This is a genomic window from Bacteroidota bacterium (genome assembly GCA_016722375.1).
Classification (GTDB): domain Bacteria; phylum Bacteroidota; class Bacteroidia; order Chitinophagales; family LD1; genus Bog-950.
The window spans coordinates 86,758-101,718 of the sequence record JADKJG010000003.1; the positions used below are offsets into that span (position 1 = coordinate 86,758).

Here is a 14,961-nt window from a genome sequence, read left to right on the forward strand (position 1 = left end):
CTTCAAAAACAGGCGGTAATCTGCCAAAGAAACATTGGAAAGTTTGTGGGAAGACATCAGGCAAAGACGGGAATCTGTACGGTTTCGTTGAACTTGCTGAATTCTTTATTACTTACAATATCCCTGAACTCTTCATTTTGCTTTAAGAGAGTGGTAAAGTCAGGGGAGGATACTTTCCTATTCAGCTTAGTGCCTTTGATATCCCATCCCAATCTTTTTAACTCAACTGCCAAAGTATTTTTGTTCACGGTATAGCGAAAAAATTCATTCAACGCTTCCCAAAAAGAAGCCTTAGCTTGATTCAAATCATAGCCACTACCGGACAAATCCAATGCCGGAGAATAGATGATGGTCACTCCGTCTTCTTCAAAAGAAATTAGCGACAAACGGGTTTCCAGTTTTCCCTTTGATATCGGATAAGATGCTTTCAATTTTAATTTCGCCATGAGATATACTTAAATAGATACGAAGATAAGGTATAAGTCCCTGAATCTTATTGCCGAATGGTGTAAATAAAATTCTACCTGCTCAACATCATACTCTTCTTCTTATACAGATCTCGGAAGTATGGATCGTAGAGGTCTTTGATGAACAGAATGGATTCTCCGGTTGATTTCATTTCAGGGCCCAACTCGCGAGAGACACCCGGAAATTTATCAAAACTGAATACCGGTTCTTTGATAGCAAACCCTACCAGTCGTTTGAAGTATTTAAAGTCTTTGAGTTTGTTCACTCCCAACATCACCTTGGTAGCGTAATTGAGATAAGGGATATTGTATGCTTTGCAAATAAATGGTGTCGTACGACTTGCTCGTGGGTTTGCTTCGATAACGTACACCTTTTCATCTTTAATCGCAAACTGGATGTTGATGAGTCCGCGAATGTCAAGTGCTCGGGCAATCTTCTCCGTGTACTCACGCATTTGCGCGATTACATTTTCTGAAAGATTGTAGGGAGGCAGCACAGCATTCGAGTCGCCACTATGGATACCTGCCGGCTCGATATGTTCCATGATTCCCATGATTTCAACCTGATCACCATCGAAAATGGCATCTACTTCTGCCTCTTCGGCGCGGTCGAGAAAGTGGTCAATCAGGATGTTGTTGTCGGGGAAAAATTTGAGAATTTTGATGACGCTTTGTGTCAGTTCCTCATCGTCAATCACGATGCGCATTCGCTGTCCGCCTAATACATAAGAAGGCCTGACCAGTACCGGATAGCCGATGCGGTGAGCGACTTCGAGTGCCTGTTCCGCATCCTTAGCTGCTCCGTAGTTTGGATAGGGAATGTTCAGTTGTTTCAACATATCGCTGAACCGCTCGCGGTCTTCTGCAATATCCATGGCATCAAAGCTGGAGCCGATGATTTTAATGCCATTGTCTTGTAAATTTTTAGAAAGTTTGAGCGCCGTTTGTCCGCCTAACTGTACTACTACTCCTTCGGGCTTTTCATGTTCGATGAGTTCGCGGAGATGTTCCCAGAACACCGGTTCAAAATAAAGCTTGTCTGCAATATCAGGATCGGTAGAAACTGTCTCGGGGTTGCAGTTCATCATGATGGCTTCATAGCCAGCCTCTTTGATTGCCAAAACACCATGAACACAGCAATAGTCAAATTCAATTCCCTGACCAATACGATTAGGGCCAGAGCCAAGTACAATGATTTTCTTTTTTGTTGAAACCGTTGATTCATTTGAGGCCAATTCAACTCCAAGAGATTTCGTCTCAAAGGAAGAGTAGTAATAGGGCGTTTTTGCTTCAAATTCGGCGGCACAGGTGTCTACTAATTTATAAACCCGACGAATGCCTAATTCTTTGCTGCGATAATTATAAACTTCATCTTCCGTTGTTTTTGTCAGCCAGGCGATTTGCAAATCGGAATATCCTTTTTGCTTGAGATCCATCATTTCATCGTGGCCAATATCTTTCAATTCTTTTTTCCGGGTGACTTTTTCTGTGTCCACCAATTCCATTATTTGATTTAGGAACCAAGGATCAATCTTGGTGATTTCTTGAATAGATTTCATGGGAACACCCAACTTGAGTGCATCATAGATTCTGAAAAGTCTATCCCAAGATGCTACCTTGATGCCTTCCAACATATTCTCCGTGCTGACCCAGGTTTTGCCGTCGGCACCTAAACCAATCCGGTTATTCTCTAATGACTGACAAGCCTTTTGCAAGGCTTCCTGAAAACTTCTGCCAATACCCATCACTTCGCCCACGGCTTTCATCTGCAAGCCGAGTGTGTCGTCGCAACCGGCGAACTTGTCAAAATTCCAACGTGGTATTTTCACAATCACATAATCGAGCGCCGGTTCAAAGAAGGCAGAAGTAGTTTTGGTGATTTGATTTTTTAATTCATCCAGCGTATAGCCTATCGCCAGTTTGGCAGCAATCTTCGCAATGGGGTATCCGGTGGCTTTGGAAGCTAGTGCAGATGAACGCGACACGCGCGGGTTCATTTCTACGGAGATAATATCTTCTGTCATCGGGTCAATCGCAAATTGCACATTACATCCTCCGGCGAAAGTTCCTATCTCTTTAATCATCCGCTTGGCGTATTCGCGCATGCGCTGGTAGGCCGTATCGCTCAAAGTCATAGCAGGCGCTACGGTGATGGAATCGCCGGTATGAATTCCCATCGGGTCAAAATTCTCGACGGTACAGATGACGACGAAGTTGTCGTTCATGTCGCGCATCACTTCCAGTTCATATTCTTTCCAACCGAGTACTGCCTTTTCAATCAATACTTCGTGGGTGGGAGAGGCCGCCAGTCCACGTTGCAATTTTTCGTCAAATTCTTCTTTGGTATGGACAAAGGAACCACCGGTTCCACCCAGTGTATAAGATGGACGAACGACTAAAGGGAAGCCAATTTTTTGAGCGGCCTCCTTTCCTTCTAAAAATGAATTGGCAACAAAAGATGGTGCCACCATAATTCCCAACTGCACCATAAATTTTCTGAAGGCTTCTCTGTTCTCCGTAGTTTCAATGGCTTTGAAATCGGCACCGAGAACGCGCACATTGAATTTTTCCCAGATACCCAATTCGTAGGCTTCCATACAGAGGTTCAAGGCTGTTTGTCCGCCCATGGTAGGCAGGACAGAGTCAATGGTGTGGCCTCTCTGTTTTTGTTCTTCGAGAATCTTTACAATGCTATCAATGGAAATAGGTTGGAGGTAAACGTTATCGGCCACCACGGGGTCAGTCATGATGGTGGCGGGGTTGTTGTTGAGGAGGCTGACCTCGATTCCTTCATCGCGGAGGGAGCGAGCAGCCTGACTGCCGGCGTAATCAAATTCGCAGGCTTGGCCAATAATGATGGGGCCGGAGCCGATAATGAGGGTGTGTTTAATGGAAGTGTCGCGTGGCATATTCTAATTTGAGCATCCGGTAAAAGCGACTTTCGGGGTATGAACCGCTGCCGAAGGCATGGCTTCTCCAGAAAAGTCGCGCGAAGATAAAAAAGGAGAGGAAAGGACAATTTACAATGAGCAATTATCAATGAGCAATTTACAATTAACAGTTGGCTATTTGTTTTTGTGGTGTTCTTCTATTGCGGGATGGGCAAAGTGTATAGTGCGCAGTACATATTTCCCAGCGGACGGCATGAAATGAGCTGCGGAGTACCTGAAATTTGTTGCGGACGGCCTAAAATGACTTTCGGACGGCATGAAATGACTTTTTCCCGGCATGAAATGACTTTCGGACGACCTGAAATGTTTTGCGGACGGGGTGAAACGTTTAGCGGAGGGCCTGAAATTAGTTTCGGAGGGCCTGAATTGATTGGCGGAGGGCCTGCCCCTAAACCCCGAAGGGGGGATAAAGACACCGCCACTTCGTGAATTATGGTAGAGATAGAATTTTTATGGGTCGAGAGGTGGTGGTGATGGAGGTACAATGTCATTAAGTTAAGCCATTCAGATTTCGTGTTCCACCTCACCCCGAACCCCTCAAAAGGAGTCCTTTGGACCGAAGGGGGAATAAAGTTGGCGCGTAGATTTATGTATTGTTCTGTCTTAGAAGCTGTTTGGATTTGAACAACCGAATTTGTTATGAATCTGATATGTCGCACGGAGAACACAGAGGTATTTTCTCCGTGATGCTCCGTGGCTCTGTGCGAGACACTTTTTTTATACAGAAATCCAAACAGCCTCTTCGGGAAGTTGGACAAAGCTTGGAGTAGGGGGCTGCGGCAGGGAAGCCTTAACCGGCCCGCCGGATTGTTAGAAAAAGGACAAAAAGTGTAGAGGATAGTATCCATTTTATGCTATCCTTTACATGTTGTCCTCAGGATAGAGCCGGTATCCTTTTTCTTTCCAAAAATATTTTAGAGTTAAGAAAAAGATATAGGCGAAAGCCCGGCTGCCGCCATCATTCTGTTGTTCATTTTTAGGAAATAAAAAAGGAAAGCTATACAGCTTTCCTTTTTGTGCCCAGGAAGGGACTCCCCGCCTGACCGCTGACGCATCAGTCGGGCAGGGAACCCCCGACAATCAGGTGTTTGAGGCGTCGTTTTCCGGCTGCAGTTTTATAGTATTTCTCCAGTTTTCTCGCTCCTTCTCTTGTGTTAACCTGTTCCGTATAAATAATTTTCCAAGGTCGAAAAGCCGAAGTGAATTTTGATTTGCCTGTATTATGCTCTGACATGCGTCTGTCTATGTTTTCTGTAAATCCGGTGTATAGTTTATCATGATGAATGGATTGAAGAACATAGACCGTGAACATTGGCCAAAAATAAAAAAGGAACGTCAAATGACGTTCCTTGTGCCCAGGAAGGGACTCGAACCCCCACACCTTGCGGCTCTCGCACCTGAAACGAGCGCGTCTACCAATTTCGCCACCTGGGCATGCTTCATTCAGAGGTGCGCAAAAGTAACCGTTCAACTGTAATCGTAAAATCCTTTGCCTGATTTCTTTCCGAGGTGTCCGGCATCTAGTTTTTGTTGCTGAATGCGCGATGGGCGGAATTTGGGGTCTTGATAAAAGGATTCGTATAGGGAGGAGGTGACGGCAAAGTTTATATCGTTTCCAATCACGTCCATGAGTTTGAAGGGGCCCATTTTGAAACCGGCAGATTCCATGAGGGCATCTATGTTTTCTATGGTGGCTACGCCTTCTTCTAATAATCGCAGGCTCTCTACGTAGTAATGACGGGCCACGCGGTTGACGATGAAGCCGGGCGAGTCGTTGCAGACCACGCCTACTTTTCCGATTCTGGCAGCTAGTTCTTTTATGATGGAAAGGGTTTCGAGGGATGTTTCGGCACCGCTGATTATCTCGACCAGTTTCATCAAGTGAGCTGGGTTGAAAAAGTGCATGCCCAGTATTCGTTGCGGATTGGGAATGTCTTTGGCTATTTTGGTGATGGAAATAGAGGAGGTGTTGGTGGCCAAAATGGTTTGGGGGGAATTGATTGGGGCAAGGGTTTGAAACAGTTGTTGTTTTACTTCCAGTTTTTCTACGATGGCCTCGATGATTAAATCTGCTTTAAGGGAATTTATATCTGGGGAGAAGGTGATTTTGGATAGTGCATGGTCTTTATCTGTGGCGCTGATTTTGTTTTTGGAAACGGCATAGTCGAGACTTTTTTGGATGGCAGATTTTGCTTTGTCCAATTGAGGAACATTTACATCGAATAGAATTACCTCAAGGTGAGCTTGGGCGAATACTTGGGCGATGCCCGCACCCATAGTTCCTGCACCTGCAATCCCGACTTTATTTATTTGGAGAGTCATCGCTAATTTTTGCCAAATAAAAAGAATAAATCCTCAACGAGCCTGTATGGTTTGCCTCTTATCAAAAACGATACATTTGCCGCCCATTTGAAAGAGTATGATAAAGTTTGAAGAGTTTGTATTGAAAAACGGGCTGAAGGTGATTGTTCATGAAGACCCTACCACGTCTATGGCTGTGGTGAACGTTCTATATAAAGTAGGTTCGAGAGATGAAACCCCGGAGCAAACCGGTTTCGCACATTTGTTTGAGCATTTTATGTTTGAAGGCTCGGTAAATATTCCCGAATTCGATACCCCTTTGCAAAACGCAGGTGGCGAGAACAATGCTTTTACTTCGAACGACATCACGAATTATTACGACATCTTTCCGGCACAAAATCTGGAAACGACGTTTTGGTTAGAAAGCGATCGGATGCTTTCGCTGGCTTTTGATGAAAGCAGCCTGGAAACGCAGAAGAATGTGGTGATGGAAGAGTTTAAGGAGCATTATATCAACCAGCCTTATGGAGATATTTGGCATAAGATGTGTGAGTTGGCTTATAAAGTTCATCCTTATAAATGGCCGGTGATTGGGAAAGATTTATCGCACATCGAACAGGTGAGGATGCCATCGGCTAAAGATTTTTTCTTCAAATATTATCGTCCAAACAATGCGACGATGGTGGTAGCCGGAAATGTGAAGGCGAAGGAAGTTCAAAAGCTGGCAGAAAAATGGTTTGGAGAAATTCCGGCTTCCGGGAAAATTGAACGCAATATTCCAAAGGAGCCTTTGCAAACAGAGGCAAGGGTATTGGAAGTGAAGGCAGATGTACCGGTAGATGCTCTTTATATAGCTTACCCGATGTGTGCGCGCAATCACCCGGATTATCACGCGACGGATTTGCTCAGAGATATTTTGAGCAGTGGAGATTCTTCAAGACTCTATCGCAGTTTGGTGAAGGAGTTGAAGTTGTTTAGCAGCATCACTGCCTACACTACAGAAATGTTAGATGAAGGACTGTTGATGATAGAAGGCAAATTGAGCAAAGGAGTTTCTATGGATGAGGCAGACAAGGCGGTGACGGATATGTTGCTTGAAATGGCTACAGAGAAAATTTCGGAGGAAGAATTGGAGAAAGTAAAAAATAAAATCGAGGCCTATCAAACCTTCGGAGAAGTGAATATTATCAATCGGGCGATGAACCTCGCCTATTTTGATATGCTCGGAAATGCCGCGGACATTAATAATGAAATCGAAAAGTATTCGGCAGTTTCTGCCGAGAAAATCCGTTCCATTGCTGCGAAGATCTTTCGAAAAGAGAATAGCAACACCATCAAATATTTTGCGCAAAACAAACAGGCCAATTGAACATGAACAGAAGTATAGCACCGCCGATAGATACGATTGATACTATCACCCTTCCTGAAATAAAACAAGTAAAGTTAGACAACAAAGTCCCTGTTTACCTGCTGAACGAAGGCGACCAGGATGTAATTAAAGTAGAGCTGATGTTCCGCGCAGGGAAATGGTATGAACCTAAGAATTTGATGGCGGATATTATCAGTCGGATGTTGCGTGAAGGAACAACGAAGCATAACGCAAAGCAGATTGCAGATTCCTTTGATTATTACGGTGCTAGTTTTAATACCGGCGCGGGCTTTGAAACGGCAGGGGCTTCACTTTATAGTTTGACGAAGCATATTGACAAACTCTTGCCTCTTGCTTTTGAAACATTCAGCGAATCCAATTTTCCTGAACATGAATTGGTCACAATCGTTGCAAATAAGAAACAGAAACTGCGAGTGGAATTAGAAAAAAATGATTTCATCGCGAACCGAAATTTTGTTCAGGCACTGTATGGAAGCACACATCCCTATGGGCGGATAACCGAGTTTTCAGACTTTGAGCAGATTACCACCGATGATTTAAAGGCTTTCTATAAAAAATATTACACCGGTTCCAATCTGACCATTATAGTATCGGGAAAGTTTGACGACAAGATTATCAAGGGACTCAATCAATATTTTGGTAACAACGATTGGGTAGGTGAAAGAGGATTGCCTATTCTGGATTATCCGATTGAAGCATCGGAAACCTTGGTTCATCACACCGACAAAGCAGACTCTGTTCAAAGTGCGGTGGTTGTCGGAAATTTAAGCATCAACAAAACGCATCCCGACTTTCTGAAGCTATCTATTATGAATACGGTTTTCGGAGGATATTTTGGTTCGCGATTGATGAAAAACATTCGGGAAGAAAGGGGCTTTACTTATGGCATCTACTCTTCACTGGCATCCTATCCGCACGGTGCTTTTATTGAAATTGCTTCTGAAGTGGGCAAAGAAGTTCGTGAAGCGACTTTAAATGAAATCGAACACGAAATCAATCTCTTGCGCACTGAATTAGTAGGCGAAGAAGAACTGTCTGTAGTGAAAAATTATATGAGCGGAAAGATTCTCCGCAGTATTGACGGGCCGATTAAATTTTCGGAAACACTCAAGAACCTGATTATTTATGGTCAGGACACCTCTTATATTCATCAGTATTTGAGAGCCGTCAGAGAAATTACGGCTGAACAGATTATGGAGACTGCCAATAAATATCTAGACTACGACAAGATGTATAAGGTAACGGTGGGCTAAAAAATTAGGCCGTTTGCGATTCAATATTTCTATATGTTTGTCCGTATTAGAAATCCAATCGCTTATGTCTGCAAAAAAACTTCCTTCCGCCCCATCCTCCAATCCTTCCAAACCGGTCATCGGGATATTCGCCACCTGCGACCCGCGTATTGACAAAGACTCAAGAACACGAGCTGCTAACATTGTGAAAATGGTAGCCGATTCCATTGAGGGTGATTTGAAATTACCCGATGGCAAGTCGGTGGAAATTGTGTACTCCGGTCTGCTCGTGGACGGAGAGACTCAGGCCGATCAGGTAGCGGCGCAGTTTAAAAAGGCGGGAGTCAACATTTTGGTCTGCGCGCCTGATACCTGGGCATTCCCCCAGTTGACGGTCATATCTCTGTTAAGCCATTTTCCAAAAGACACCCCGCTTAACTTCACCTGCGGCAACAGTGGGCCGAGACCGGGAGTTGTTTTCACTCATGCTTGTTCGGGTGCTATTTCGCAATACGGTGGACTGGTACACATCAACGTCGGTAACTGGCCCGATACCGGCTTGAATCCCGAAATGAGTGCCAAAACAAAATCGAATCTGGTGGACTGGTGTTATGCAGCAGTAGCATATCAAGGTTTGAAAGGAAGAAGAATAGTGATCTTCGGCCACGACTCTATGGGAATGGAAACGGCCTTAGCAGATGTACCTGCAATCAGAAATACTTTCGGGCTTGAAGTAACGCGGTTGGATATGAAACTACTCTCCGATATGTTGCAGAAAGAGAGCTATGATAAAAAGGAATTGAAAAAACTGCGCACTTGGTTGGAAAAACATGCGGGCAGAAGAATTGAGTTGCGAGATGAAGCAGATAGCAAGCGCCTCGACCAGAGTTTGGCGCTTTATTTGATCGTCCGTGATATCATTAAAGAATTGGATGGTATTGGTGGAGGATTTATGAGCCAGTTGGAATGGGGTTCTGATTTAAGAGGTTTGCCATTGCCGGTTGCGGATATTATGGAGTCCTTGTTCAATTCGACCTTCGACCACAATGGACCTAAACCCGTAGTTCCTTTTGCCACTGAAGCGGATGTTCAGGCGCTAATTACACAAGTGGTATTTAGTTATCTCTCTGGAGGGAATCCACCTCTGTTTATGGATTTCAGAAAAGTTTGGGAGCCTTGGGAACTGCAACAACTCGCGAAAAAAGCAGGAGTTAAGTTGCAGGGAAATACAATTTGGGAAAAGAAAGGTTTAGTAGATGGAAACAACTCCGGTTCTGCATCCTTCAACTGGGCAGCCAAACCGGGTAGTTCTGAAAAAGAAGTAATGAGCAAAATCTCATTTCCTCTGGCTAATAGCGATTATTTCCCAGGAATGGGGAACTCGGTTACCTTCCTTTCTCCCGGAGGCATCGAAGGACTGGCAGGTAGATTGGCATACAGTACTCTTTCAGGGATGTATTCTATGGTTTGGGATGAGGCAAGTTCTGTTGCACCTCCCGAAAAAATCTCCAAAGCAATTTGCGCTGCTTCTTCGCCATCATGGCCACATACTTTCGTCGTGCCCAAACATGCTACGATGATGGAGTATAAACAATATGCTCCGGCTAATCACTTCCACATGACCTGGAATTTGAATGCTGCCCGTCTGCAATACTGGATGGATTTGACGAACATTCTATCCGTTACACCCTGGGCAGCAAAGCCCGTCTTCAGGGAAGGGATTGACCGACCGGTGCCGCTGCTCTTCCTGATTAACGGTGGAGAAGACCATGCAAAGATGTTGCGCAAGAGGAAATAAAATCCGATGCAAAAAAACTATTCGCTTGGCATTGATTTTGGAACTTCCTCGGTCAGAGCGATTGTCCTTGATTTAGAAACCGGTGAAGAAATTTCTTCGGCTTCTGATTCTTATAAGAGCGGGGAGCAGGGAGTAATCTATAACGTAAGCAACAAACACCTCGCTCGTCAGAATCCAAAAGATTATTTAGAAAGTATGGAGAAGGCTGTGGCCAGTGCTGTGGCTGCGGCAAGAAAAAACAACATTGACATTTCGTTGATAAAGGGAATCGGCATTGATGCCACAGCTTCCACCCCGATTCCGGTGGATGAAAATCTTCAACCTCTTTGCTTTCAAGAAAAATTTAAAGACAATCTCAATGCTTATGCTTGGCTTTGGAAAGATCATACGGCTGTGATGGAGGCTGCGACAATTACCAAACTGGCATCGCGTATCCGACCGGAGTATTTGAGAAAATGCGGCGGAACTTATTCCAGCGAATGGTTCTTTTCCAAAATACTGAAATGCGAAAAGGAAGATGCGGAAGTTTTTAATGCTGCTCACACTTGGTTGGAACAGTCAGACTATATCCCCGCTGTTCTTTGTGGCATCCGTGATGTGAAACAATTGAAAAGAAATGTTTGTGCTGCGGGTCATAAAGCCATGTACAACAAATCATGGGGTGGATGGCCGGACAATGAATTTCTCGAACGGCTTTCTCCTGCTTTGGGCAAATTAAGAGAGAGCTTGTCTGATGACACCTACACTTTTGAAACACAGGCCGGAACGCTATCTAAAGAATGGGCTGAAAAATTTGGATTGAATCCCGGCATACCAGTTGCCGTTGGTTCTATAGATGCACATGTCGGTGCCGTAGGAGCCGGTGTAGGAAAAGAAACTTATGTTCAGGTGCTCGGCACACCTCTAGTTGCACTCTGATGGTTGTTCCCAACGGAGAAAAAGTGGATGACATCATCGGAGTGTCGGGAGTGGTAGATGGTTCCGTGCTTCCCGGATATATTGGTATTGAAGCGGGACAATCTGCAGTCGGCGATTTACTGAATTGGTTTGTGAGCCGCTTGCTGCAAAAAGAGGATGCTTATCATAAGGTCTTATCGGATAAAGCCACCGGTCTTAAAGCCGGACAAAGCGGCTTGCTCGCTTTGGATTGGAACAATGGAAATCGAAATGTGCTGGCCGATATGAACCTGACAGGACTAATTCTTGGCCAAACTATCAACACTACTGATTATGAAATATACAGAGCGTTGATTGAAGCGACGGCCTTCGGCGCTTTGAAAATCATTGAGCGTATTGAAAGCTATGGAGTCAAAATCAATCGAGTGATTAATTGCGGCGGCATTGCGCATAAGAATCCGCTCTTCATGCAGATATATGCCAACGTCCTCAACCGGCCTATGGAAATTTCACAGAGCGAAGAAACCGTTGCTTTGGGCGCGGCTATCATGGGCGGTTTCTGTGCCATGAAAGGCCAGCCGGGATTTGAAACGGTGGAGGCCATTCAAAAAAGAGTGTGCCGGGTGAAGGACAAAGTATATCAACCGGAGGCAAGTGAAGTAAAAGTTTATCAGGAGCTATACCAATTGTACACTACACTTCACGATGCGTTCGGAAAGAATCAGGAAGGAAATGATTTATATGCTGTAATGAAAAAACTACTATCCTTAAAATCTAAACCGGGTGCTTGAATTCAGAAAAGTATCTAAAAGCTTTTCAGAAGTAAAAGTCCTTCGTGATGTTTCTTTTTCCATCACCGAAGGAAAAGTCACCGCCTTGATGGGCGAGAATGGCGCAGGAAAATCTACCCTAATGAAAATCCTTGCAGGCGCGATTCAAGATTATGAAGGACAGATTTTTTTCCGGGACAAAGAACTCGTATCTGCCAATACCAAAGAAGCAGAACAGGCAGGCATCTCCATGATTTATCAGGAACTGAATCTTGTCCCTGATTTAAGCATTGGCGAAAATATTTTTCTTGGAAAAGAGCCTGAGCGTTTGGGCTTTGTTGATTTCAAAGAAATACACGAGCAGTCTAATAAGTTGCTGAAAGAGTTTGAGTTTCCTTATTCATCCGACCAGTCGGTAAAAAATATAAGCTTGGGATGGCAGCAACTGGTGGAGATTGTAAAGGCACTCCATCTCAATTCGCAGCTCATCATCATGGACGAACCAACCTCTTCGCTTACTGAAAGCGAAAAGGAAAACCTCTTTAAGAAAATCAAATACCTGCGTGGCATAGGCAAGACCATTGTCTATATTTCACACCGCATGAGTGAGATATTTGAAATTGCGGATGAGGTCGTCATCATGCGCGATGGTATGAGTGTCGGGCAATTTCCGGTTGCAGAAATTACCCGTGAGCAAATTGTTGAGTTGATGATTGGCAAAAGTCTTTCGGCCAATCCTGCTTCATCCAAGAACATTTCCTCAGAAGAAATTCTTCGTTTCGAGGATGTTTCTGTTGCTACTTCAAAACATACCAAACTCAAAAATATTTCCTTCAACCTCAATAAAGGAGAGGTGTTGGGTGTATCTGGTTTGCTGGGTTCAGGGCGTTCCAGTCTACTCCGCTTTATTTATGGCGCATTAAATCAAGCGTCTTTTTCTGGAACAATAAACCTTGATGGGAAAGAGTATCACCCAAAAACAATTGGAAAGGCGCAGTTGAATAAAATCATCTACCTCACCGAAGACCGCAAAGGCGAAGGAATTTTTCCGCTGCTGGGTATCGGAGACAATACCAGCGCTGCGGTGCTGAAGCGAATTTCAAGAGCAGGCTTTGTAAACAGGCAAAAGGAAATTTCATACGCCACCGATACTTTGGAAAAAGTAAATGCCAAATACCATTCACTACATCAGGCCATCACCCGTCTGAGCGGAGGAAATCAACAAAAGGTGCTGCTATCCAGAATACTATTGACAGAACCTAAACTCATTCTATTGGATGAACCCACAAGGGGAATTGATGTCGGCGCAAAAGAAGAGATATACGAACTCATCAGGAAATTGACTGCCGAGGGAATGAGCTTTATGATCAGCTCCTCCGAAATACCAGAACTGGAACAAATCTGCAACAAGATTCTGGTGCTTTCATCCGGTCATCAGACTGCTTTGCTGCAAATAGAAAAGACGAATGCACAAGAAGTTTTGAAATACGCTTTTGAAAAAGTCTGATATGCTACAGCGAATTATAAAATACAGTTCCGAACACGAATGGGTGAAGCCCGGAGTAGTGCTCATTATCCTTTTTCTGCTTTGCATTATTTTCTCTCCTACAAGTTCTAAAGGCACCTATATTTTTTTAAAGCCCGAGAACCTCGCCAACATTATGCGACAGGTTTCCGAAATCGGAATTATTTCTGTCGGCATGACCTTAGTGATTCTCACCGGTGGCATTGATTTATCCGTCGGTTCCGTTTTAGCGCTATCTTCGGTACTCACCGCCTTTGGCATCATGGATTGGCAACTGGGCATGTTTGCTATTCTCATGCTTGCACTCTTCAGCGGCGGCATCACCGGTTGGCTCAATGGCTTCATCGTTTCCAAATGGAAGATTCAATCTTTCGTGGTCACGCTGGCGCTAATGACCATCGCGCGCGGAGTGGCTTTGCGCATTTCAGGAATGAGTTCCCGAAACATTGGCTTTGGCGAAGGCGCTGCACCCGAAATATTTAAAGTGATTAACACGACTCTATTCGGCATCCCTTTCCCGGTTTATATTTTCCTATTCATCGTGTTTATTTTTTCCGTCTTCCTGGCCAAGATGCGAACGGGCAGATATGTTCGCATTATCGGCAGCAATATGGAAGCGGCACGGCTGGCGGGCATTCCGGTTGCTGGGGTTCAGGCCTTTGCCTTCACCTGTTGCGGCATCCTCGCGGCCATCGCCGGTGTCATTCACGCCGGTCAACTTTTTCAGGGAAACCCCAATGACGGCATGGGATATGAACTCGATGCCATCGCCGCCACCGTTATCGGCGGCACCAGTCTGTCCGGTGGCAAAGGAACCGTGCTGGGCACTCTGGCGGGCGTACTCATTATCGGTTTGCTGAACAATATCTTTGGTCTCCACGGAATGCAAAAAGATTTTCAACTCATTCTCAAAGGAGTAGTTATTGTAGTGGCGGTTCTTTTGCAGAAACGAAATTCATCATAAAAATTTGGGTTTACCCGCCGTAGTTCTTACGAAGGAGGGCGCAATCCCTTGCACGGGCGCAGCGCTCCACTCAAATGATTGTCATTGCAAAAAGAATTCAAGAAAAATCAGCATGGCTTCTTTGAAGCAATCTTACTTTGTGTATTTAAAAACCAGAAATACAAAGCGGAAGATTCCTGCCCGACTGAAGCGGTCAGGCGGGGCCACCGGTAATTCATAATTGATTTATAAAGAGTTACCGCCGCAATTACATCGTTTTTATCGGTGGCTGTCTCACCCACCGAAACCAACTCATCCGAAATAATTCTTCCATTGCTTTATATTCGCCGACATAGAATATTCCGGTGAAACAGAAAAATTTTGACTTTCAGACATTTGAACGAACCGGACTTTAAAACCAAAAGAAAATCATGAGCCGCTGCACTACCTGTAAAAAATGGAGTGATGAAATCAGGAACCACCACGGTCACCTTCGATAAAGACAATATAGTCATTGTACTCCGCTACGTACCCGCTAAAGTATGCGACGTTTGCGGCGACTATACTATCGAAGACACTATAGCCAAATCACTCCTCCAAACTACCAAAGACGAACGCGCAAAAGGTCACGAAATCAGCATCCTCAACTATAACAAAGCTGCCTGAATCCCTATTGGTGGGATAACA

The 14,961-nt window shown here is 44.5% G+C and carries 10 protein-coding genes, 1 tRNA gene and 1 pseudogene; 7 read left to right on the plus strand and 5 right to left on the minus strand.

All coding sequences use genetic code 11. From position 1 onward, the window contains the following. Nucleotides 1–56: 56 nt before the first annotated feature. The 5 genes from IPP77_04075 to IPP77_04095 all read right to left on the minus strand — a co-directional run bounded on the left by IPP77_04075 (nucleotide 57) and on the right by IPP77_04095 (nucleotide 5,740). Complete coding sequence (locus tag IPP77_04075; protein ID MBL0308869.1) at nucleotides 57–446, minus strand: hypothetical protein; 390 nt, start codon at nucleotides 444–446, stop codon at nucleotides 57–59. 74 nt (nucleotides 447–520) lie between these two features. Further along, nucleotides 521–3,376, minus strand: a complete 2,856-nt coding sequence (gene carB / locus IPP77_04080) for a carbamoyl-phosphate synthase large subunit (GenBank protein ID MBL0308870.1) — start codon at nucleotides 3,374–3,376, stop codon at nucleotides 521–523. Between the two features lie 1,096 nt (nucleotides 3,377–4,472). Continuing rightward, nucleotides 4,473–4,730, minus strand: coding sequence for a GIY-YIG nuclease family protein (locus IPP77_04085; GenBank protein MBL0308871.1), 258 nt, complete (start codon nucleotides 4,728–4,730; stop codon nucleotides 4,473–4,475). A 40-nt stretch (nucleotides 4,731–4,770) separates the two neighbouring features. After that, nucleotides 4,771–4,852 (minus strand) — tRNA-Leu (locus IPP77_04090). Between the two features lie 33 nt (nucleotides 4,853–4,885). Continuing rightward, nucleotides 4,886–5,740 (minus strand): 3-hydroxybutyryl-CoA dehydrogenase, encoded by an 855-nt coding sequence (locus tag IPP77_04095; protein ID MBL0308872.1) that lies wholly within the window; start codon nucleotides 5,738–5,740, stop codon nucleotides 4,886–4,888. A gap of 97 nt (nucleotides 5,741–5,837) precedes the next feature. On the opposite strand from IPP77_04095, the gene IPP77_04100 reads away from it, so the two are divergent. The 7 genes and pseudogenes from IPP77_04100 to IPP77_04130 all read left to right on the plus strand — a co-directional run bounded on the left by IPP77_04100 (nucleotide 5,838) and on the right by IPP77_04130 (nucleotide 14,940). Next, nucleotides 5,838–7,088 carry an insulinase family protein gene (locus tag IPP77_04100; protein ID MBL0308873.1) on the plus strand — a complete coding sequence of 417 codons (1,251 nt, stop codon included), beginning with the start codon at nucleotides 5,838–5,840 and terminating at the stop codon, nucleotides 7,086–7,088. Between the two features lie 2 nt (nucleotides 7,089–7,090). Continuing rightward, nucleotides 7,091–8,362 carry an insulinase family protein gene (locus tag IPP77_04105; GenBank protein MBL0308874.1) on the plus strand — a complete coding sequence of 424 codons (1,272 nt, stop codon included), beginning with the start codon at nucleotides 7,091–7,093 and terminating at the stop codon, nucleotides 8,360–8,362. A gap of 64 nt (nucleotides 8,363–8,426) precedes the next feature. Next, entirely contained in the window at nucleotides 8,427–10,139 is a 1,713-nt protein-coding gene (locus tag IPP77_04110; protein ID MBL0308875.1) for a hypothetical protein, read from the plus strand. 6 nt (nucleotides 10,140–10,145) lie between these two features. After that, nucleotides 10,146–11,827 (plus strand): annotated as a pseudogene (locus IPP77_04115) (ribulokinase). Further along, nucleotides 11,820–13,313 carry a sugar ABC transporter ATP-binding protein gene (locus IPP77_04120; protein ID MBL0308876.1) on the plus strand — a complete coding sequence of 498 codons (1,494 nt, stop codon included), beginning with the start codon at nucleotides 11,820–11,822 and terminating at the stop codon, nucleotides 13,311–13,313. Before IPP77_04115 ends, IPP77_04120 begins: the two are co-directional and overlap by 8 nt. 1 nt (nucleotide 13,314) lies before the next feature. Continuing rightward, nucleotides 13,315–14,295, plus strand: coding sequence for an ABC transporter permease (locus IPP77_04125; GenBank protein MBL0308877.1), 981 nt, complete (start codon nucleotides 13,315–13,317; stop codon nucleotides 14,293–14,295). A 444-nt stretch (nucleotides 14,296–14,739) separates the two neighbouring features. Continuing rightward, nucleotides 14,740–14,940 carry a YgiT-type zinc finger protein gene (locus IPP77_04130; protein MBL0308878.1) on the plus strand — a complete coding sequence of 67 codons (201 nt, stop codon included), beginning with the start codon at nucleotides 14,740–14,742 and terminating at the stop codon, nucleotides 14,938–14,940. Nucleotides 14,941–14,961: the final 21 nt, after the last annotated feature.

Coding starts and splice junctions, on each gene's coding strand:
- IPP77_04075 (MBL0308869.1), bottom strand. CDS start 446: ATGGCGAAATTAAAATTGAAAGCATCTTATCCGATATCAAAGGGAAAA.
- carB (MBL0308870.1), bottom strand. CDS start 3,376: ATGCCACGCGACACTTCCATTAAACACACCCTCATTATCGGCTCCGGC.
- IPP77_04085 (MBL0308871.1), bottom strand. CDS start 4,730: ATGTTCACGGTCTATGTTCTTCAATCCATTCATCATGATAAACTATAC.
- IPP77_04095 (MBL0308872.1), bottom strand. CDS start 5,740: ATGACTCTCCAAATAAATAAAGTCGGGATTGCAGGTGCAGGAACTATG.
- IPP77_04100 (MBL0308873.1), top strand. CDS start 5,838: ATGATAAAGTTTGAAGAGTTTGTATTGAAAAACGGGCTGAAGGTGATT.
- IPP77_04105 (MBL0308874.1), top strand. CDS start 7,091: ATGAACAGAAGTATAGCACCGCCGATAGATACGATTGATACTATCACC.
- IPP77_04110 (MBL0308875.1), top strand. CDS start 8,427: ATGTCTGCAAAAAAACTTCCTTCCGCCCCATCCTCCAATCCTTCCAAA.
- IPP77_04125 (MBL0308877.1), top strand. CDS start 13,315: ATGCTACAGCGAATTATAAAATACAGTTCCGAACACGAATGGGTGAAG.
- IPP77_04130 (MBL0308878.1), top strand. CDS start 14,740: ATGAAATCAGGAACCACCACGGTCACCTTCGATAAAGACAATATAGTC.